Source organism: Terrabacter sp. MAHUQ-38, from assembly GCF_014518425.1.
Taxonomy (GTDB): domain Bacteria; phylum Actinomycetota; class Actinomycetes; order Actinomycetales; family Dermatophilaceae; genus Terrabacter.
Genome location: NZ_JACVCU010000002.1, coordinates 828,134 through 847,275, shown reverse-complemented (window position 1 = coordinate 847,275; position 19,142 = coordinate 828,134). Strand labels below are relative to the sequence as shown.

Genomic DNA, 19,142 nt, shown 5'->3' with positions numbered 1-19,142 from the left:
CGGGCGGAGTGCGAGGATGGATGCATGAGCCTGCAACCGAAGGGTCCGGGGGGACGGCAGGGATTCGCCACGCTGTCCCTCGAGTACCCCATGTCGCTGGGGGTCTTCGAGAAGTACGAGGAGGCGCAACGGGCTGTCGACACCCTCTCCGACAACCAGTTCCCGGTGGAGAACTGCCTCATCGTAGGGACCGACCTCAAGCAGCTCGAGCGGGTCACCGCGCGCCTCACCTGGGGTCGGGTCGCGCTCGGCGGCGCGCTGTCGGGCGTGTGGCTGGGCCTGTTCGTGGGTCTCATCCTGTCGTTGTTCTCCCGGCCGACCAGCCCGGTCACGCTGCTCCTCTTCACGGCCCTCTACGGCGCCGTCTTCGGTCTCGTCTGGTCGGTCGTCGGCTACGCCTTCACCCGTGGTGTGCGTGACTTCGCGTCGGTGAGCCAGGTCGTCGCGACACGCTACGAGGTCTTCGTCGAGCACAAGTTCGCCCAGCAGGGCCGGCAGATCCTCGCCGACGCCGGCATCACCGTCGGTGGCAGCGCGGGCTTCGGCACCGTTCCCGCCACGCCGCCCGCGACGCCCGCCGACGAGCCGGGTCCACCGCCGGCCGGCTGAAGCCCGCCGCCCGGTTGTCGTCCGGCTGCCATCCGGTTCGGTGCCGGCGCAACGAACGGGGCACCTCGTGTGTCCTTCTGGGTGACGGATCCCCGACGAAGGAGTCCCCGATGCAGACCCGCAGCTCCACGCCGAATGCCGTGCGCCAGCGCCTCGCGGCGGGTGCGGTGGTCGGCGTCCTCGCCCTCAGCGGGTGCGGGTCGACCCCGGCTCCCGGCGCAACCGGGGACGCCGTGGGCACGCTCCGTCCAGTGACGACCCAGCCGATGGGCTCGGACGGCGCCCTCGAGTGCCCCGCCTCGCTCGCATCGGCCGAGGGGATGACGGTCCCCGAGAAGCCGCAGGGCGTCGTCGGCGCTGCGCGCCTGCTGCCCGACCGTGAGCCGCGGTCGCTCGTCGTCTGCGGCTATCCCGTCATGGACGTCATGGCGACGAAGCCGCTCGCTGCCCCCTTCAGGCTCCAGAAGCGCACGGTCGCCACCGAGTCGCAGCGTGCCGAGGTGGTCGAGGCGCTGACCTGGGCCCCGCGGTGGAACAAGCTGCCGCGCGCGTGCACGGCGATGGCCGGCAACGAGACGGCATACCTCGTGGGTGCCGCGTACGGCGATGCGATCGTGTGGGTGGCGGCGAAGGCCGACGCGAACTCCTGCTCCACGTCCACCAACGGTGACTTCACGTCGGGCGCCCCGCTCGGCATCACGCTCGACGGGATGTTCGGCACGCGGCGCCCGCCCGCTGAGCTCGCGGGGGCGTGCAACCAGTGGTCGTGGGGCCGGCTGGGCGACGACCGATCGCTCGCCCCCGACGGCGACCCCGAGGTGACGGTCTGCCGCACGTCGGCCGACGGCGCGACGAAGGCGACCGAGCTCGAGGCGTCGCAGTCGGCCGAGGTCGTCAGCGCGCTCCGCGCCCTCGCCACGCGCCCGACGGGCCAGACCTGCGAGGGATCGGGCAAGGCGACTGACTCCCGCTTCGGGCTCGTGCTCACGTATGCCGTCGGGCCGGCCGTGCGTATCAACGTCGACCCCGCGTGCGACCCTGCGGTCCTCGGTTCGAACCTCGAGAGCGTCGACGCCGGGGACCTCGTGGACCTCGTGGAGCAGTGGAGCCCGCCGATCCCCGGGCCCGACCCGAACGGCTCCGTGTCGTCTGACGGCTCGGTGTCCACCGGCGGGCCGGTCGCGCCGGACACCCCGACCGAGGTGCCCGGCTCGACGGGCGGCGGCTCGGGCGGCAGCGTCGGTATCGACCCCGCACCCCCGAGCGACGTCCCGATGACGCGTTGACCGGCCTCTGAGGTCTGTGCTCAGCCCTTCGCGGAGGCCGCCCAGATGCCGGCGATCCACTGCTCCACGTCGGTGCTGCTGCGCGGCATCGCGGCCGAGAGGTTCTCGCAGCCGTCCTCGGTGATGAGGACGTCGTCCTCGATGCGCACGCCGATGCCTCGGAACTCGGCGGGGACCAGCTCGTCGTCGGCCTTGAAGTAGAGACCCGGCTCGACGGTGAGGATCATGCCGGGCAGCAGCTCGGCGTCGGAGTACTCCTCACGGGTGGCGAGGGCGCAGTCGTGGACGTCGAGGCCGAGGTGGTGGCTCGTGCCGTGGACCATCCAGCGACGGTGGTACTGCCCGTGCTCGAGGTCGAGCGTGCCCTCGACGTCGACGCCCACGGGCAGCAGGCCCCACGCGTGGAGGTGCTCGGCGATGACGCGGATCGCGGCGGCGTGGACGTCGCTGAAGGTGTTGCCCGGCTTGCAGGCGGCGATCCCGGCCTCCTGGGCGGCGTACACGGCGTCGTAGACCGTGCGCTGCGCGTCGGTGAAGGTGCCGCTGACGGGCAGGGTGCGGGTGATGTCGGCCGTGAACAGCGAGTCGACCTCGACGCCGGCGTCGAGCAGCAGCAGGTCGCCGTCCTTGATGTCGCCGGTGTTCTTGATCCAGTGGAGCGTGTTGGCGTGGTCGCCGCTCGCGCAGATGGAGTCGTAGCCGATGCCGTTGCCGTGGTGGCGGGCATGCATGCCGAACACGCCCTCGACCCACCGCTCGCCGCGGCCGCGGCGGACCGCCTCGGGCAGGTCGGCGATGACCGCGTCGAAGCCCTTGTGGGTGCCCTCGACGGCGTCGCGCATCTGCTCGACCTCCCACTCGTCCTTCACGAAACGCAGCGTCGACAGGAAGTGGGCGAGCTGCTCGTCGGCCTCGCGCTCCCGGTCGGCGCGGGCCTCGGACTCGCCCGACGCCCGCGTCTGCGCGGCCGCATCGCGGGCCCGGTCGACCTGCGCGGCCATGTCGACGTCCGCGTCGCGCACGACGCGGATCGTGACCTGGCCCGCGTCCTTGCCCACGGCGTCGTCGAACTCGTCGATGTGTCGGGCCGTGACGCCGAGCTCGGACTCGATGTCGGCGAGCGTCGGGCGGGCGCCTACCCAGAACTCGCCGTAGCGCGAGTCGCCGAAGAACTCCTCGGTGTCGCGGTCGGCGAGCGGCCGGAAGTAGAGGATCGCCTCGTGCCCGTCGGTGCTCCTGGCGCCGTCTCTGTCGTCGCCGGAGGTGCGCGGTTCGAGGACGAGGACGGCGTCGGGCTCACGGTCACTGCCGAGGCCCGTCAGGTGGGCGAACGCGCTGTGCGGCCGGAACACGTAGTCGGTGTCGTTGCTGCGCACCTTGAGGCCACCGGCCGGGACGACGAGGCGCTCGCCCGGGAAGGCGGCGCTGACGGCGTCACGACGACGCGCTGCGTGGTCGGCGACCTCGGCCCGAGGGGTCACCTCGGTGCTGCGGGGCGCCCAACCGCTCGCGACGAAGGCCCGGAACTCCTCGGTCGTCGGGCGCTTGCGGCTCGGAGAGGTCTTCTGCTCTTCACTCATCACCCCGCCATCGTGTCACGGGGGCCGGATGCCGCCGAACCCGGTTTTCGGGGCCGCCGAGACCCCCACCGGGTACCGGCCGTCGGGGGCGTGCGGCATACAGTCTGGGGGTGGCTCCCAAGGACCGATCCTCCCGGCCGACCACGGCCCACCGGAGCCTGCCCTCGCTGCGGGCGAGCACGAGGCGGGCGATGCGCCCGAGCAGGCCACCGACCGACGAGATCGCGATCTGGACGACCCCCGACGGCGTCGACTCGCAGACCGCGCTCGCCGTCATCGACCTCGCGATGCGGGCCGGGGTCGCGATGCTCGCGACCGGCGCGGCGGCCGCCGACGTCACGGCGACCGTGATCACCTTGACGAAGGCATACGGCCTGAGCGCGGTGCACGTCGACGTCACGTACACGTCGGTCACGGTCTCCTACCACCGTGGCCCGTACGCCGACCCGATCTCCGTCCTGCGCATCGTGCGGTTCCGCGTGCAGGACTACACGCGGCTCGAGCGCCTGCGCAGCCTCATCGTCGACCTGACGCAGGACCCCGTCGAGGTCGAGGAGGCGCGGGTGCGCTTCGACGCCGTCATCACGGCGCCGCACCCCTATCGCCGGTGGGTCGTCACCATGGCCGGCGGGGCGCTGGCGGCGGGCGTGGCGGGGCTCGTCGGGGCGGGCCCGGCCATCATCGTGCTCAGCTTCCTCACGGCCACCCTCGTCGGGCGGGTCCTCACGTGGCTCACTGGGGCCGGCGTCGCGGCGTTCTTCGCCCAGTGTGTGGGAGCGGCGATCCCGACCGTCGTCGCGACCCTCGTCGTCGTGGCACAGTCGACCGGCCTGACGCTCCTCGGCACCCTCTCACCGTCGCTCGTCGTCGCGTCCGGCATCGTCCTGCTCCTGTCGGGGCTCTCGATCGTCGGAGCTGCGGAGGACGCGCTCGAGGGCTACTACGTCACCGCAGGGGCACGCGCGTTCGAGGTGGTCGTGCTCTCGCTGGGCATCGCGGTCGGCATCTCGATCGTCCTCGCGATCGGCCAGCGTCTCGGCTACCCGATCGCGATCGAGGCCCAGACCATGCTCAGCGACGAGCTGCTCGTCCAGGTTCTCTGCTCGGTCATCATCTCGGTCGGCTTCGCGGTCCAGTCCTACTCGAGCGGACGCGCCGTGGCCGTGGCGGGGTTCGCCGGCGGCTCGGGCTGGGTCATCCTGGCCGTCGCGGAGCGGCTCGGTTTCGGTGCGCTTGCTGCGTCGGCGGCCGCCGCACTCATCATCGGTTTCGCGGCCCGGATCGTCGCCCGGCGTCTCACGATCTCCGCGCTCGCCGTGACGACCGCAGCCATCGTTCCGCTCCTGCCCGGTTTCATGGCCTACCAAGGCATCTCGCAGCTCGTGACCGACCCGGACGGCAACGGCTTCGTCACCGGCCTACCGACGCTGCTGCAGGCCTTCGGGCTCGGCCTGGCGCTGGCGGCGGGCGTGTCGCTCGGCACGTACTTCGCCGGACTGATCCTGGCCAAACGCCAGGGCGTGCGGCCGCGGCCCGCCGCCGGCGCGACGATGCCCGTCGACCCGGAGCCCGTGGCCGGGGTCAGCACCGCACCCGTGCTCTCCGACACCGGCGATCTCGCCGCGGTCGTCGCGTCGTCCGAGCCCGCGCCCGAGGCCACGGACCGACCGTGAGCAAGCACACGGCATACGGCTGTGTTCGTATGCCGTGGGCTCGGGCAGGCTGGGAGCCGTTGGCCTTCAGTGGGTTGCTGGGATCGAGGAGTGGGAATGCAGTTCGGGCGTAGCTACGAGGAGTTCGAGGTCGGGGCCGTCTACAAGCACTGGCCCGGCAAGACGGTCACCGAGTACGACGACCACCTCTTCTGCCTGCTCACGATGAACCACCACCCGCTGCACCTCGACCTCAACTACGCGACCGAGACGACGCAGTTCGGCCAGAACGTCGTCGTCGGCAACTACGTCTACTCGCTGCTGCTCGGCATGTCGGTGCCGGACGTGTCGGGCAAGGCCATCGCGAACCTCGAGATCGAGTCGCTGCGACACGTCGCACCGACCTTCCACGGCGACACGATCTACGGCGAGACGACCGTGCTCGACAAGTGGGAGTCGACCTCGAAGGACGACCGCGGGGTGGTGCACGTCGAGACGATCGGCTACAAGCAGGACGGCACCGTCGTGTGCATCTTCCGGCGCAAGGTCATGGTGCCGAAGACGAGCTACCTCGAGGCACGCGGAGGCGAGCAGCCCGCCCGCCCGACCCCCGTGCCGGACCGGAACTGGCCCGGCCCCGTCGCGACCTCCCAGGCCTGACCCGACACCTGGTCGCGGCAATGCGGTGGATCACCGGCACCTGACGCCGGCGATCCACCGCGCAGCGCGTCTGTGGTGCGCCGAGTGCCGGCCCTCCCGCCCACGGCGTCGTCGGTGGCGGGAGCAGGCGTGGCGCGCCCCTACGCTTGGGGCGTGACACCGACGGGGAGGCCGACCGACGCCGGCGCGGGACCGGTCATCGACCTGCACACGCACTCATCGGCCAGCGACGGCACCGAGACGCCGGCGGAGCTCGTTGCCGCCGCGGCCGCCGCCGGTGTCGAGGTGCTCGCCATCACCGACCACGACACCGTCGCCGGCTGGGACGAGGCGGCCGACGCCGCCGCGCACCACGGCGTCGCGCTGGTGCGCGGCATCGAGATCTCCTGCGCCTGGCGGCACTCCTCGATCCACCTGCTCGGATACCTCACCGATCACGACGATCCGCCACTGACGGCCGAGCTCGCCAGGGCCCGCAGCTCCCGGTCCACGCGCCTGGCGCGGATGGTCGCGCTCATGGCGGCGGACGGCATACCGCTGAGCTACGAGGAGGTGCTCGCGCAGGTCGCACCCGGCGCGACTCCCGGGCGGCCGCACATCGCCGACGCGCTCATCGCGAACGGCACCATCCGACACCGCGACGAGGCCTTCCGCGAGTGGCTCGGCGACGACTCCCGGTACTACGTCGGCCACTACGCGCCCGACCCGGTCCGCGCCGTCGAGCTCGTCCGAGCCGCGGGCGGCGTCCCCGTCATCGCCCACCCCTTCACGCGGACGCGGTCGGGTGGGCTCGACGACGCCCTCGTCGAGCAGATGCACGAGGCGGGGCTCGTGGGGCTCGAGGCATACCACCGTGACCACGGGCCGGCCGAGGTCGCCCGCGCCACCGCGCTCGCCGACCGCCTCGGCCTGCTGCTCACGGGATCGAGCGACTACCACGGCAAGGGCAAGCGAAACCGCCTCGCGGAGAACACAACCCGTCCGGAGGTCCTCGACGCGGTCGTGGCCGCGTCCAGCGGGGTCACGGAGGTGCTGACGCCGTGAGCTTGTTCGACATGACGATCTTCGTCAGCACGTTCATCACGCTGGTGGTGATCCTCGACCCGCCGGGTGCCGTACCGATCTTCCTCGCGCTGACGGGGTCGTTGACGAAGACGCAGCGCAACGTGGCGGCCCGGCGCGCCTCACTCGTCGCCGTGTTCGTCATCGCGATGTTCGCGCTCTTCGGCCGGAGCATCCTCGACTACCTGCACATCTCCATCGCCGCCCTCCAGGGCGCCGGCGGGCTGCTCCTGCTGCTCGTCGCGCTCGAGCTGCTGACCGGCAAGGAGTCCGACTCGCTCGCGGATGCCGGCGTCAACGTCGCCCTCGTGCCGCTCGGCACGCCGTTGCTGGCCGGACCCGGCGCCATCGTCGCGACGATGCTCGCCGTGCAGCGGTCCGACGCGGCAGGCGAGTACGTCGCCGTCGCAGCCGCGCTCGTGGCCGCAATGCTCGTCGTCTACCTGGTCCTGCGCTTCGCGGGGCAGGTGCGCGCGCTGCTGCGCGAGAGCGGCACGATGCTGCTGACCCGCATCGCCGGTCTGCTGCTCTCGGCCATCGCCGTGCAGATGGTGGCCGACTCGGTGCGGGCATTCGTCTCGGGTCAGGGCTGACCCAGCCGACGAGGACGAGGTCGCTGAGGGAGGGGCGGCGGCGGGCCGCGGGCGCCTGTGCAGGGTCCGCCGGCCTGTCGCCGGCTCGACGTAGGGTGGCCGCGTGACGAACGCGCGGGCCGAGCAGACGACCTTCGCCGGCATGCCCACGCCGCTCTACTCGGGCTCCCCGTCCCGCCTGCTCGCCTGGCTCGACTGCCCGCGTCGCTACCGCATGCAGTACCTCGACCGGCCGCGTCCGCAGGCTCGTGCGCAACGGGCCCACACCTCGGTCGGCATCGCGACCCACAACGTCCTGCGCGACTTCTGGGACCTCCCGGCGTCGCAGCGCACGCCGGCCGGGGTCGCCGAGCTGGTGCGCACGTCGTGGATCGACGTCGGCTTCCGCGACCCCGAGCAGTCCGCGGCCTGGCGCCTGCGGGTGCGCGACGCCGTCACCGAGTACCTCCGCCGCAGCGACCGGGAGCGCCAGCCCGTCGGCGTCGAGCGCAGCGTCTCGCTCAAGACCGACGAGATCGCCGTCACCGGGCGGGTCGACCGCCTCGACGACCGCGACGGGGAGCTCGTCGTCGTCGACTACAAGACGGGGCGGCAGGTGCCCACCGACGACGACGCGCGCACCTCGCTGCCTCTCGCGCTGTATGCCGTCGCGTCCTCGCGGATGTTCCGGCGGCCGTGCCACCGGGTCGAGCTCCACCACGTGCCCAGCGGCACCGTCGCCGTGCACGAGCACAGCGACGACTCCTTGGCCCGCAAGGTCGCCGAGGCCGAGTCGATCGCGTCCGACCTGCGCCGCGCCGACGCCGACTTCAAGGAGGTGGGGATCGAGTCGACGCGTTTCGGGCCCCGCACCTCCGCGATCTGCTCGTGGTGCGACTTCCGCGCCCACTGTCCCGAGGGCCAGCGGATGGGACCCGAGAAGTCCGACTGGGCCGGACTCGAACCCGCCGGCTACGACGACACCCCAGGAGCCACCCCGGACGCCACCCCACCGGAGCGTGACGATGCCTGACCTCGACCCGAGCACGAGTGCCCCCGGCCAGGACCTCCGAGCCGCGTTCCTCGCCGCGACCGACCACGTCGTCGCGATCGTCTCCCGCGACGACGTCGCGGCCACGTGGGACCAGCCAAGCGCCCTGCCCGAGTGGGACGTCGGCGGGCTCGTCGCGCACCTGGCGAGCCAGCCATCCACCGCGGTCAGGCTGCTCCGGGCAGAGCCGGCGACCGACTCGATCCCGCTCGACGAGCACTACGCCCGGTCCGCCTGGGTCTCGGCCGCCCTCGAGGACGAGGTCAACGTGTCGATCCGGGCCGGGGGTGACCAGCAGGCGGCGCTCGGCCGTGACGAGGTGCTCGCCGGCGTGCTGGAGGCGCGTGAGGTGCTGCCCGAGCTGCTCGCGGCGCAGCCCGCCGACCGTGCGGTGCTCATCCCGTGGGCCGGGTGGGCGCTGCGACGCGACGACTTCCTCACCGGACGGATGATGGAGGTCGTCGTGCACGGCGAGGACGTCGCGGCGAGCGTCGGCTTCGAGTCGCCGCCCCTGCCCGACTACGTGCTGCAGCCCGTCCTGCGCCTCCTCACCCGTCTCGCGGTCCGGCGCCACGGACAGGGCGCGGTCGTGTCCGCGCTGACTCGCTCCGAACGGTCCGGCGGGTCGATCTCGGCCTTCTGAGCGGCTCGGAACGCACCCGGGCACCTCGGAACTCACTCGGAAGGCGCCACGCCTCGCACCGCCCGCCACTACCGTGGACTGGGTGCCCATCCTGGCGGCCATCCGAGACGTGTACGCGCGACGAGGGCTGCGCGGCGTGCTGCGCGCGGGGCTGAGGTCGTGGCGCCGCCGGGTGAACCGGCGTCGCGGCGGTGGCGGGGCTGCCCCGCCCACCGGCTCGCCCTCAACGCCCTCGTCCGGTGCGAAAGCCTCGCCCGTCACGGTCGATCTGACGACGGCCCGAGCGTGGTTCGAGAGGAGGCGTCCGACCTACGAGGCGCTCGTCGACGCCGTCGCCCGGTACGTGCCCCGCGACGGCCTGGTGCTCGACGTGGGGGCGAACATCGGTTTCTTCACGGTGGTGCTCACCGAGCGTGCGGGGTTCCGGGGCACCGTCCACCTCTTCGAGCCGGTCCCCAACCTGGCCGACCTCTGCATGCAGACGGCCCGGACCCTGCCGTGCACGGCCGTGGTGCACCGGGTGGCCCTCGGCGACGAGACCGGCACGGCACGGATCTTCGTCGCCGGCGACGGCAACCTCGGATGGAACACCCTCGTCGGCGAGAAGGCCCACCCGGCCACCATGGCCGCCCTCGAGATCGACGTCGTGCGCTACTGCGACCTGGGCCTGGCCGGAGTGCCGGACCTCGTGAAGATCGACGTCGAAGGGGCGGAGTACCGCGTCCTGCGTGGTCTGCTGCCCTCGCTTCGCACGTGGCCCCGTCGTCCACTGATCCTCTGCGAGATCGGCTGGGGCGTGACCCATCCGGCGTGGAGCGAGCAGCTCGTCGTCTTCGACCAGCTCACCGACCTCGGCTACGAGACCCGTGACCTCGCAGGGGCACCCCTGGAGGTCCGTGCGCTCACGCGGACCACAGACGTCCTGTTCGTGCCCGTCACGAGTGCCTGACAGACTGAGGCGCATGGTGCCACGCCCCCGAAAGAGCGCGCCGGACGCGCCCAGCCCAGACGGTCGCGCACCGACGACGATCGCCCTCGCCAACCAGAAGGGCGGCGTCGCCAAGACGACCTCGGTCGCGAGTCTCGGCGCCGCCCTCGCCGAGCACGGCCAGAAGGTCCTGCTCGTCGACCTCGACCCCCAGGCGTGCCTCACGTTCTCGCTCGGCGTCGATCCCGACACCGTCGAGCGCTCCGTCCATGAGGTCCTGACCGGCGCCGCCTCCGTCGACGAGGTCGTCCTGACCTGCGACGAGGGCGTCGACCTCGTCCCGTCCGCCATCGACCTCGCCGGTGCCGAGGCCATGCTCCTGCCACGACCGGGGCGCGAATACGTCCTGCGCTCCGCCCTCGAAGGGGTCGACACGGCATACGACGTCGTCCTGCTCGACTGCTCGCCGAGCCTCGGCGTGCTGACCCTCAACGCGCTCACGGCAGCCGACGGGGTCATCATCCCGATGCCCTGCGAGATGCTGAGCCACCGCGGTGTCGGACAGCTGCTCGACACCGTTGCCGACGTGCAGAAGATCCTCAACCGGGACCTCGAGGTCTGGGGCATCCTGCCGACGCTCTTCGACGGTCGGAGCAACCACGCGCGCGAGGTCCTGGCCGACGTGGGCGAGCGCTACGACCTGCCCGTGCTCGAACCACCGATCCCCAAGACCGTGCGTTTCGCCGAGGCCCCGGCGGTCGGGCGCTCGATCCTGGCCACCGCTCGCACGTCGAAAGGCGCGCAGGCCTACCGAGACGTCGCCACCTCGCTGCTCGCGCGGTTGTGACCGCCGTCGTCGTCTCGGCCTCCGTCTGACGCCTTCGCGCGCTCCTGCGCAACACACCGAGCAGTCGCCGACACCCCGGGTCCCGGACCCGGGGTGTTGTGTGTTTCTCGGTGTGTTGCGGGAGCGTGGGCCTCAGTCGAGGGCGGGGAGCCCGTCGATGGATGCCGCGTTCTTGGTCGCGCGGTAGACCGCCAGGCCGTCGTCGCCGCGGTTCTCGGACCAGCGGGTCAGCAGGTCGCGCTCCCCGTCGTGGCTCATCAGCGGGACGGCGTACCCGCAGGAGTCGGAGACCCGGTGCACGTCGACGACGACGACGCCACGCACCCCGGGGTGGTCGGCGAAGAGCGTTCGGTACGAGTCGAACTCGGCCTCTCCGAGGGCCACGTAGCGGCCATTGCCGTGCAGCCGCACGATGTTGGGCGGGCCCTCGAACGCACAGAACATGATCGTGACCCGACCGTTCTCGCGCAGGTGCGCGACCGTCTCCGCCCCGCTGCCCGTGAGGTCGAGGTAGGCGACCTCGTGCTCACCAAGGACGCGGAACGTGTCGAGGCCCTTGGGCGAGACGTTGACGTGTCCGTCGACGGACAGCGGCGCCGTCGCGACGAAGAAGAGGTGCTGCGCCTCGATGAAGGCGCGCAGTCGCCCGTCGATGCCGTCGTGGAGCTTCATCTGGAGCCTCCCGCTGTTCCTCGGTATGCGTCCCGTCAGCGTAGGAGCGTCGCGCCCTCTCGCCCTGCCACCGACCGCACCGTGGACCGGACGGTGTCGGTCCGTGCCGGTCCGTGCCGGTCCGTGCCGGTCCGTGACGTGCGAGGGCCCGGCCCGGTCCGCCACCTCGGAGGGTGCGCGGCCCGACCCGGGCCCGTCACGGTTTCCGGCTCAGCGCCGAGCCGAGGTCATTCCGCCGAGCTCGTCGCCGCTGCGGCCTCGCCGCGGCCGGCGCCGCCACGACGGCGACGCCTTCGCGGACGGGACTGGCCCTCGGCGTCGTCCGAGCCCGCACCGGCCGGGGCCGACGACTCGTCTCCTGGAGCGTTCTCGCCTGCAGCACCGGCAGCGGCGGCGCCCGCGCCGCGGGTACGCCTACGGTTGCGGCTGCGGCGTGGACCTCTCTCGCCGGACTCGGGGGACGCGTCCCCCTCAGCGGTGTCGCGCTCACCCGAGCGCGAGCGGCCACCGTCGCGATGGCCGGCGTCGCGGTGGCCTGCGTCTCGCTGGCCGCCGCGGCCGGCAGCGCCGCGCCCGGCACCTCGCCCGTGGCGCTTGCCCGTCTCGCCGAGGTCCTCGATCTCCTCGGCCTCGAGGCCCGCGAGCTTCTGCTGCGACCTGCGCAGGTGACCCTTGGCGTCGGTCGGGATGTCGAGGTCGGAGAAGAGGTGGTCCGAGCTCGAGTACGTCTCCTGCGGGTCGGGGATGCCGAGGTCGAGCGTCTTGTTGATGAGGGCCCAGCGGTGCAGGTCGTCCCAGTCGACGAAGGTCACCGCGACACCGGTGTTGCCGGCGCGGGCCGTGCGCCCGATGCGGTGCAGGTAGGTCTTCTCGTCCTCGGGGCACTGGAAGTTGATGACGTGCGTGACGTTCTCGACGTCGATGCCGCGGGCCGCGACATCGGTGGCGACGAGGATGTCGACCTTGCCGTTGCGGAAGGCGCGCAACGCCTGCTCACGAGCGCCCTGACCCAGGTCGCCGTGGATCGCCGCAGCCGCGAAGCCACGCTCCACGAGCTCGTCGGCGACCTTGGCGGCCGTACGCTTCGTGCGGCTGAAGATGATCGTCAGCCCGCGGCCGTTGGCCTGCAGCATGCGCGAGAGCATCTCGACCTTGTCGAGCGCGTGCGCGCGGTAGACGAACTGCTCGACGGCCTTGACGGTGTGGGCGTTCTCGGTGTCGTCGCCCATGGCGCGGATGTGCGTGGGCTGGGTCATGTACCGGCGCGCGAGGGCGACGATCGCGCCGGGCATCGTCGCGGAGAAGAGCATCGTCTGACGCGAGGCGGGGGTCAGCGACATGAGGGTCTCGACGTCGGGGAGGAAGCCGAGGTCGAGCATCTCGTCGGCCTCGTCGAGCACGACGGTGCGGGCCTGGGACAGGTCGAGGTGGCCCTGCTTGGCCAGGTCGATGAGGCGTCCGGGGGTGCCGACCACGACCTCGACCCCGGTCCTGAGGGCCTCGATCTGGGGCTCGTACGCCCGGCCGCCGTAGACGGTCAGCACGCGGATGCCGCGCCTGCGGCCCGCGCGCTCGAGGTCACCCGATACCTGGACGGCGAGCTCGCGGGTCGGGGCGACGGCGAGCGCCTGGGGCTTGCCGGGGCGGGTCAGCGACTCGAAGGCATCGTCACCGGGGGCGACGACGCGGTTGAGGATCGGCACGCCGAAGCCGAGCGTCTTGCCCGTTCCGGTCTTGGCCTGGCCGATGATGTCGTGGCCCGCGAGGGCCACCGGGAGCGTCATCGCCTGGATGGGGAACGGGGTGACGATCCCGGCGTCGGCCAGGGCGGCCACGATGTCGGGGTGGACGTCGAAGTCGGCGAAGGTCGGGGCGGGGACGACGGGCTCGGCAGGAGGCTCCGGCGGCAGGTCCGCCGCGCTCTCGTCGGCGTCCTCCGGCACGTCGAGCACGTCGGCAGGGATCTCGGCTCCCGTCTCGTTGACGGTCTCGTCGACGGTGGGCTCGGGCGCGTCCGTGGCGACCCCCGCGTCGGCGGGAGTCTCAGGGGGCTGGGTCATGGGCATCTCTCGATCGGCACGAGCACCCCGAACGTAACGGGAGCTCAGTGGCGCGTGACGGGCCGATCGGAGACTGTCAGGGACGGTGGGTGGCTCTCGCAGCTGTGCGGGCTCCACCGGTGCGCGGGGAGTCCGCGAGCACCATCTGGGCAAACCATCGGGCCGACCGGGCACCGAGTTGTCAAGCCCACTCTACCGGCAAGCGGGCAGAAGGCCCGAAACCAATCACTAGATTGGGCGCATGAGCGACGACGCGACGCCCGAACCGACCGACGAGCCCGGCTACCTCGCCGCGGTGACCGACCTCCTCGGAGCGCTCGCCTACGGCGAGCTGAGGGCCTTCAGCCAGCTCGCCAAGGATGCGGAGCTCGCACCCACGCTGCGCCACAAGTCGGCCCTGGCCCTGCTCGCGGCGCACGAGCTGAAGAACTACACCGTGCTCACCGAGCGCCTCCAGTCCCTCGGGGTCGAGCCCGAGGAGGCCATGGGGCCGTTCGTGCCCGCGGTCGACGCCTTCCATGAGCGCACGAGCGCCAACGACTGGCTCGAGGGCCTCGTCAAGGCCTATGTCGGGGAGGGCATCGCCCAGGACTTCTACCGCGAGATCGCACGCTACGTCGACGACGACACCCGTGAGCTCGTCGTCAGTGTGCTCGAGGACACCGGGCAGGCCGACTTCGCCGTGACGGTCGTCCGTGAGGCCATCGTCGCCGACGCCCGCGTCGCCGGCCGGCTCGCCCTGTGGGGTCGTCGACTCGTGGGCGAGGCGATCACCCAGGCCCAGCGGGTCGGCGTCGAACGCGACGCGCTCGCGAGCATCCTCGTGGGCGCCCCCGGCCGTGCCGGCGCCGACCTGGCCGAGCTCGGCCGGATGTTCGCCCGGCTCACCGACGAGCACTCCCGGCGGATGGAACGTCTCGGGCTGTCCGCCTGACGCGGCCCCCGAGTGCGCCGGCGAGCACGACCCGGGCGGACGGCACACGTGCTCACCCGGCGGACGACGAAGGGCCCGACCAGTGGCCGGGCCCCTCGCTCGTGATGCGGTGAGTCAGACGGCCTTGTTCGTCATTCGTCCGTAGATCACGATGATGACGGCCGCCACCACGGCGCCGAGGATCAGCGGTATCCAGGCGATGCCGCTCTGGTTCGAGTAGCCGAGCTGGCGCACGATGAGGGTCACGATGACGTTGGCGACGATGCCGATGAGGATCGTCACGATGAGTGAGATGTCCTGCTTCCCGGGGACGAGCAGTCGACCGAGTGCCCCGATGATGGCACCGATGATGATGGCGCCGATGATGGTTCCAAGCATGTGACGCTCCTCCTTCTGGTCGCTTGACGCGACCGTCTCGGTCCGCTGTGGCGGACACACCTGCTGTGTCTTCAATGTCTCACCGCTTGGGGCGGGAGTGGTGGATGTGGTCCGCGCTCTTTCTGTGAATGCGGGCCGGCGGTGTGGCGTCTGGGCCCAGGGACCTCAGCGGGTCTGGCGATTGCCCGTCACCATGCCGTAGCCGACGATGAGCGCGGCCGCCACGACGACGCCGATGAGGCCGGAGACCCAGTCGATGCCCTTGGTGTCGTCGACGCCTGTGGCCTTGTAGTAGATGAAGGCGCCGATGAGCGAACCGATGGCTCCGAGGATCACCGTCAGCAGCACACCCATGTTCTGCCTACCGGGGAGCACCAGCCGGGCGAGCGGTCCCACGATCGCTCCCGCGACGAGGGCCATCAGGATGGTTCCGATCATGTCTTCGCTTCCTCCTTCGAAGCCCGCAGGGCGCGGGCGGCGACGATCCGGCGGTCCCGGTTCGTTCTCAGACGTCACGTACCCGCGGCGCGCGGATGTACCACGCCACCGTGACATGCAAGAGGCCGCCGACCGGAACCGGTCGGCGGCCTGGATGACCCTTGTCGTCCCGCAGCGGCAGCGGGTCCCCTTGCGGGAGTGTGCTTCTCGTATGCCGTCAGTGGGCGCCGAAACCGACGCCGGCCTTGCGCTCGGCCCCCGTCGTGACGTAACCGATGGTGGCGGACGGGACGATGACACGTCCGCCCTTGTCGTCGGTGAGCTCGAGGACGTCGGACCCGAGGGCTGCCTTGACGGCCGCGAAGATCTCCTCGGTCGTCTGCGTCGTCTCGAAGGTGATCTCGCGTGCCACGTTCTGCACGCCGATGCGGACCTCCACGTCAAACCTGCTTTCTCAGTTCGGGTGGACGCGGTCGACCGCGCCCGTCGTCACCTTAACCAGCGCCGGTGCCGACGGATTCCCGGGTCGCCTCGCCGGACCTGTCGCCGTCGGTCCTGTCGGCCTTGCCGACAGCCGGGAAGGCGCCGAAGCCGCGGCGGATGAGCGCGGCCGTGATCCGGACGGCGGTCTCCTTCGACAGGGTCGCCTCGTGGGTCAGCCAGTGTCGGGCCGACGTCTGGGCGAGGCCGACGAACGCGACACCGACGAGGACGGCCTCCTCCTGGTCCATCGAGGTCTCGCTGCGGATGATCTCGGCCATCGCCTCGGCACAGGTGAGGTCGATCTGGTCGAGCCGTCGGCGGACCTCGGGCTCGTTGGCGAGGTCGGACTCGAAGATGAGCCGGAAGGCGGCGCCCTCCTGCCCGACGAAGTCGAAGTAGGCGCGCGTCATCGTGTTGATGCGCGCCTTGTTGTCGGGGAGCGTCAGCGCGTCGCGGACGAGCTGCTCCAGCTCGCCGGTGTGCTGGTCGATGAGGGCGAGGTAGAGCTCGAGCTTGCCCGGGAAGTGCTGGTAGAGGACCGGTTTGGAGACCCCGGCCCGAGCCGCGATGTCGTCCATGGCGGCCGCGTGGTAGCCGTTCTCGACGAAGACGCCGAGGGCGGCGTCGAGCAGCTGGGCGCGCCGCTCCGATCGGGGCAGCCGCTGGCCGCGGCCGGTGGCGGTGGTCTCGTCTGCCATGCGGATCCTCTGCGTGTGGCCTGCTGGGCCCACGCGTCTCTCGTCGGTGCTCGGCGCCCGCCCCCGCGGGACGACCCTGTCGTTTCTCACCATACCGAGCAGTACGGTGTGGGCATGTCGACGGATCCGCTGGTCAAGACGGGTCGGGCCCTCAGCAACGCCGAGACGACGCGGTACGCGCGCCACGTCCTGCTGCCCGACGTGGGCCGTGACGGCCAGGAGCGGCTCGCCGCCGCGCGCGTCCTCGTCGTCGGGGCAGGTGGCCTCGGCTCGCCCGCCCTGCTCTACCTCGCGGCGGCCGGCGTCGGCACGATCGGCGTCGTCGATGCCGACGTCGTGGACCTGACGAACCTGCACCGCCAGGTGATCCACTCCGACGCCGACATCGGTCGACCCAAGACCGAGTCGGCCGAGGCGGCCGTGCGCCGCGTCAACCCGCACGTCGCCGTCGTGCGCCACGACGTCGCCCTCGACTCCTCGAACGCCCTCGAGATCATCGGCGACTACGACCTCGTTGTCGACGGCACCGACAACTTCCCGACGCGCTACCTCGTCAACGACGCGTGCGTCATGCTCGGCAAGCCCCACGTCTGGGGCTCGATCCTGCGCTTCGACGGGCAGGTCTCGGTGTGGTGGGCCGGGCACGGGCCCTGCTACCGCTGCGTCTTCCCCGAGCCGCCGCCACCGGGGTCCGTGCCGTCCTGTGCCGAGGGTGGCGTGCTCGGCGTGCTCTGCGCGGCCATCGGCTCGGTCCAGTCGACGGAGGCCATCAAGCTGCTCCTCGGCATCGGCGAGCCGCTCGTCGGCCGGCTCATGGTCCATGACGCGCTGCGCCAGACGTGGGACACGCTGACGGTGCGTGCCGACCCCGAGTGCCCGGTGTGCGGTGAGGACCCGACGGTCACCGAGCTCATCGACTACGTCCAGTTCTGCGGCGTGCCCGGCGCGGCGGCGCAGGACGAGGCGGACCTGCCGACCGTGACGGTGCACGAGATGGCCGACGAGCTCGCGACCTCGGACCCGCCGCTGCTCGTCGACGTGCGTGGCGAGGAGGAGCGGGCCATCGCGTCGATCCCCGGCGCCGTCGCGATCCACCTCGACCGCTTTCGGTCCGGCGAGGCGTTCGAGGAGCTGCCTTCGGACAGAAGGGTTCTCATCCACTGCAAGGTCGGCGCTCGCTCCGCGGAGGCGACGCGACTGGCCCTGCGGGCGGGGCTCACCGACGTCGCGAACGTCGAGGGCGGCATACTCGCGTACCTGCGGGAGATCGACCCGAGCCAGCCCGAGTACTGACCCGGCCGCGTACCGACGAGAACGACTGCGAGAGGACGCCCGTGTCGCTGGAGGACCACGCGGAGCGCGTGCTCGACCTCGTCACGACGATCCCGGAAGGACGGGTGCTCGCGTACGGCGACATCGCCAAGCGCCTCGGCGGCATGGGGGCGCGTACGGTCGGCACCGTGATGAGCAGGTACGGCTCCGACGTGCCCTGGTGGCGCGTCATCCGCTCCGACGGGAGGCCGCCGCAGGGGCTCGAGGACGAGGCGGTCGAGCACTGGCGTGCCGAGGGCACGCCGATGGTGCGCGGGCTCGTCGACGGCGGTCGGGCCGACATGGGGCGCGCACGGTGGGACTTCGGGGGAGAGGCCGTGGCCACTGCGGCTCCCGGATCGCGCGGCGGGCTGCACCACGTCGAGATCTGGGTCGACGACATCGTCGCGGCCGGACGCGAGTGGGGCTGGCTGCTCGGCCGGCTCGGCTTCCACCTCGGCGACGACTGGGGCCACGGTCAGGCCTGGGAGCTCGGCTCGCTCTACGTGGTCATCGAGTCGGGTCCGGACGTCGTCAAGGGTCGGCACGAGCGGAAGCGTGCGGGCCTGAACCACCTTGCGTTCCATGGCGGTTCGCGTGCGGAGGTCGAAGCCGTGGCTGATGACTGCGGCGAGGGTGGGTGGACCCTGATGTTCGCCGACAGGCACCCGTATGCCGGTGGGCCGCAGCACTACGCGGCCTACCTCGAGAGCGGCGAGGGCTTCGAGGTCGAGCTGGTCGCCGACTAGCCAGGGCGACCGCCGGTCCGTGGTTCCGACTGGCGAATCAAGACTTGATTTGTTCAAGATAACGCGCCAGACTCGCCGCATGGCCGGGATCGATGTCGAAGCGCTGCTGCGGCGGTCGGCCCTGCGCGTCACGCGCCCCCGCGTCGCAGTCCTCACGGTCCTCACGGACCACCCCCACGCCGACACCGACTCGATCATCCAGCGCGTCCGCGAGGCCGTCGGCGACGTCTCCCACCAGGCCGTCTACGACGTCCTGCGCGCCCTGACGTCGGTGGGCCTCGTGCGCCGCATCCAGCCGGCCGGCTCGGTCGCCCGCTACGAGGTGCGCGTCGGCGACAACCACCACCACGTCGTGTGCCGCTCGTGCGGCTCGATCGCCGACGTCGACTGCGCCGTCGGCCACACCCCCTGTCTCACGGCATCCGAGGACCACGGATTCGTGATCGACCAGGCCGAGGTGACGTACTGGGGCCTGTGTCCCTCGTGCGCCGCCGCGGCTGCCTCCTGAAGTACGCCTGTTGACAGTCAC

21 protein-coding genes are annotated in these 19,142 nt (G+C 71.6%); 14 read left to right on the top strand and 7 right to left on the bottom strand.

Going from position 1 to position 19,142, the window contains the following annotated elements; all coding sequences use genetic code 11:
* The first annotated feature begins 24 nt into the window (after positions 1–24).
* Positions 25–609, top strand: coding sequence for a general stress protein (locus tag H9I49_RS10850; RefSeq protein WP_255523814.1), 585 nt, complete (start codon positions 25–27; stop codon positions 607–609).
* Between the two features lie 110 nt (positions 610–719).
* Positions 720–1,895 (top strand): hypothetical protein, encoded by a 1,176-nt coding sequence (locus H9I49_RS10845; RefSeq protein ID WP_188030330.1) that lies wholly within the window; start codon positions 720–722, stop codon positions 1,893–1,895.
* Between the two features lie 20 nt (positions 1,896–1,915).
* Here H9I49_RS10845 and H9I49_RS10840 read toward each other — a convergent pair whose 3' ends face one another.
* On the bottom strand, positions 1,916–3,475 hold the full coding sequence (locus tag H9I49_RS10840) for an aminopeptidase P family protein (RefSeq protein ID WP_188030329.1): 1,560 nt from the start codon (positions 3,473–3,475) through the stop codon (positions 1,916–1,918).
* 110 nt (positions 3,476–3,585) lie between these two features.
* On the opposite strand from H9I49_RS10840, the gene H9I49_RS10835 reads away from it, so the two are divergent.
* From H9I49_RS10835 to H9I49_RS10800, 8 genes are all read left to right on the top strand, one after another.
* Positions 3,586–5,148, top strand: a complete 1,563-nt coding sequence (locus H9I49_RS10835; RefSeq protein ID WP_370587529.1) for a threonine/serine exporter ThrE family protein — start codon at positions 3,586–3,588, stop codon at positions 5,146–5,148.
* Between the two features lie 21 nt (positions 5,149–5,169).
* Complete coding sequence (locus H9I49_RS10830; protein WP_370587528.1) at positions 5,170–5,787, top strand: MaoC family dehydratase; 618 nt, start codon at positions 5,170–5,172, stop codon at positions 5,785–5,787.
* A gap of 153 nt (positions 5,788–5,940) precedes the next feature.
* Positions 5,941–6,831 (top strand): PHP domain-containing protein, encoded by an 891-nt coding sequence (locus tag H9I49_RS10825; RefSeq protein ID WP_188030327.1) that lies wholly within the window; start codon positions 5,941–5,943, stop codon positions 6,829–6,831.
* Positions 6,828–7,442 carry a MarC family protein gene (locus H9I49_RS10820; protein WP_370587527.1) on the top strand — a complete coding sequence of 205 codons (615 nt, stop codon included), beginning with the start codon at positions 6,828–6,830 and terminating at the stop codon, positions 7,440–7,442. The genes H9I49_RS10825 and H9I49_RS10820 overlap by 4 nt, the downstream gene beginning before the upstream one ends.
* A 103-nt stretch (positions 7,443–7,545) precedes the next feature.
* Complete coding sequence (locus H9I49_RS10815) at positions 7,546–8,454, top strand: RecB family exonuclease (protein WP_370587526.1); 909 nt, start codon at positions 7,546–7,548, stop codon at positions 8,452–8,454.
* A complete protein-coding gene (locus tag H9I49_RS10810) occupies positions 8,447–9,115 on the top strand; it encodes a maleylpyruvate isomerase N-terminal domain-containing protein (RefSeq protein ID WP_188030326.1) in 669 nt (222 codons plus the stop codon). Before H9I49_RS10815 ends, H9I49_RS10810 begins: the two co-directional genes overlap by 8 nt.
* 82 nt (positions 9,116–9,197) lie before the next feature.
* Complete coding sequence (locus tag H9I49_RS10805) at positions 9,198–10,064, top strand: FkbM family methyltransferase (protein WP_188030325.1); 867 nt, start codon at positions 9,198–9,200, stop codon at positions 10,062–10,064.
* Between the two features lie 13 nt (positions 10,065–10,077).
* A complete protein-coding gene (locus tag H9I49_RS10800; protein WP_223128485.1) occupies positions 10,078–10,890 on the top strand; it encodes a ParA family protein in 813 nt (270 codons plus the stop codon).
* Between the two features lie 132 nt (positions 10,891–11,022).
* Here the strand turns inward: H9I49_RS10800 and H9I49_RS10795 are convergent, their stop codons facing one another.
* Positions 11,023–11,562 carry a pyridoxamine 5'-phosphate oxidase family protein gene (locus tag H9I49_RS10795; protein ID WP_188030324.1) on the bottom strand — a complete coding sequence of 180 codons (540 nt, stop codon included), beginning with the start codon at positions 11,560–11,562 and terminating at the stop codon, positions 11,023–11,025.
* Between the two features lie 227 nt (positions 11,563–11,789).
* Positions 11,790–13,622 carry a DEAD/DEAH box helicase gene (locus H9I49_RS10790; protein WP_255523813.1) on the bottom strand — a complete coding sequence of 611 codons (1,833 nt, stop codon included), beginning with the start codon at positions 13,620–13,622 and terminating at the stop codon, positions 11,790–11,792.
* Between the two features lie 241 nt (positions 13,623–13,863).
* Here H9I49_RS10790 and H9I49_RS10785 point away from each other — a divergent pair, with 241 nt between their 5' ends.
* Complete coding sequence (locus tag H9I49_RS10785) at positions 13,864–14,556, top strand: ferritin-like fold-containing protein (protein WP_188030323.1); 693 nt, start codon at positions 13,864–13,866, stop codon at positions 14,554–14,556.
* Positions 14,557–14,670: 114 nt separating this feature from the next.
* Here the strand turns inward: H9I49_RS10785 and H9I49_RS10780 are convergent, their stop codons facing one another.
* From H9I49_RS10780 to H9I49_RS10765, 4 genes are all read right to left on the bottom strand, one after another.
* Positions 14,671–14,934, bottom strand: coding sequence for a GlsB/YeaQ/YmgE family stress response membrane protein (locus H9I49_RS10780; RefSeq protein WP_188030322.1), 264 nt, complete (start codon positions 14,932–14,934; stop codon positions 14,671–14,673).
* 165 nt (positions 14,935–15,099) lie between these two features.
* Positions 15,100–15,372 (bottom strand): GlsB/YeaQ/YmgE family stress response membrane protein, encoded by a 273-nt coding sequence (locus tag H9I49_RS10775; RefSeq protein ID WP_188030321.1) that lies wholly within the window; start codon positions 15,370–15,372, stop codon positions 15,100–15,102.
* Between the two features lie 217 nt (positions 15,373–15,589).
* Positions 15,590–15,811, bottom strand: a complete 222-nt coding sequence (locus H9I49_RS10770; protein WP_188030320.1) for a DUF3107 domain-containing protein — start codon at positions 15,809–15,811, stop codon at positions 15,590–15,592.
* Positions 15,812–15,866: 55 nt separating this feature from the next.
* Positions 15,867–16,553 (bottom strand): TetR/AcrR family transcriptional regulator, encoded by a 687-nt coding sequence (locus H9I49_RS10765; RefSeq protein WP_188030319.1) that lies wholly within the window; start codon positions 16,551–16,553, stop codon positions 15,867–15,869.
* A gap of 114 nt (positions 16,554–16,667) precedes the next feature.
* On the opposite strand from H9I49_RS10765, the gene moeB reads away from it, so the two are divergent.
* The 3 genes from moeB to H9I49_RS10750 all read left to right on the top strand — a co-directional run bounded on the left by moeB (position 16,668) and on the right by H9I49_RS10750 (position 19,121).
* Positions 16,668–17,846 (top strand): molybdopterin-synthase adenylyltransferase MoeB, encoded by a 1,179-nt coding sequence (gene moeB / locus H9I49_RS10760; RefSeq protein WP_188030318.1) that lies wholly within the window; start codon positions 16,668–16,670, stop codon positions 17,844–17,846.
* Between the two features lie 41 nt (positions 17,847–17,887).
* Positions 17,888–18,613, top strand: a complete 726-nt coding sequence (locus H9I49_RS10755) for an MGMT family protein (RefSeq protein WP_188030317.1) — start codon at positions 17,888–17,890, stop codon at positions 18,611–18,613.
* A gap of 79 nt (positions 18,614–18,692) precedes the next feature.
* Positions 18,693–19,121, top strand: coding sequence for a Fur family transcriptional regulator (locus tag H9I49_RS10750; protein WP_188030316.1), 429 nt, complete (start codon positions 18,693–18,695; stop codon positions 19,119–19,121).
* Positions 19,122–19,142: the final 21 nt, after the last annotated feature.

Bases quoted from the DNA above. Each gene is read 5' to 3' on its own strand.
- H9I49_RS10850 (WP_255523814.1), top strand. From the start codon at position 25: ATGAGCCTGCAACCGAAGGGTCCGGGGGGACGGCAGGGATTCGCCACG.
- H9I49_RS10845 (WP_188030330.1), top strand. From the start codon at position 720: ATGCAGACCCGCAGCTCCACGCCGAATGCCGTGCGCCAGCGCCTCGCG.
- H9I49_RS10840 (WP_188030329.1), bottom strand. From the start codon at position 3,475: ATGAGTGAAGAGCAGAAGACCTCTCCGAGCCGCAAGCGCCCGACGACC.
- H9I49_RS10810 (WP_188030326.1), top strand. From the start codon at position 8,447: ATGCCTGACCTCGACCCGAGCACGAGTGCCCCCGGCCAGGACCTCCGA.
- H9I49_RS10800 (WP_223128485.1), top strand. From the start codon at position 10,078: ATGGTGCCACGCCCCCGAAAGAGCGCGCCGGACGCGCCCAGCCCAGAC.
- H9I49_RS10795 (WP_188030324.1), bottom strand. From the start codon at position 11,562: ATGAAGCTCCACGACGGCATCGACGGGCGACTGCGCGCCTTCATCGAG.
- H9I49_RS10790 (WP_255523813.1), bottom strand. From the start codon at position 13,622: ATGACCCAGCCCCCTGAGACTCCCGCCGACGCGGGGGTCGCCACGGAC.
- H9I49_RS10785 (WP_188030323.1), top strand. From the start codon at position 13,864: ATGAGCGACGACGCGACGCCCGAACCGACCGACGAGCCCGGCTACCTC.
- H9I49_RS10780 (WP_188030322.1), bottom strand. From the start codon at position 14,934: ATGCTTGGAACCATCATCGGCGCCATCATCATCGGTGCCATCATCGGG.
- H9I49_RS10775 (WP_188030321.1), bottom strand. From the start codon at position 15,372: ATGATCGGAACCATCCTGATGGCCCTCGTCGCGGGAGCGATCGTGGGA.
- H9I49_RS10765 (WP_188030319.1), bottom strand. From the start codon at position 16,553: ATGGCAGACGAGACCACCGCCACCGGCCGCGGCCAGCGGCTGCCCCGA.
- moeB (WP_188030318.1), top strand. From the start codon at position 16,668: ATGTCGACGGATCCGCTGGTCAAGACGGGTCGGGCCCTCAGCAACGCC.
- H9I49_RS10750 (WP_188030316.1), top strand. From the start codon at position 18,693: ATGGCCGGGATCGATGTCGAAGCGCTGCTGCGGCGGTCGGCCCTGCGC.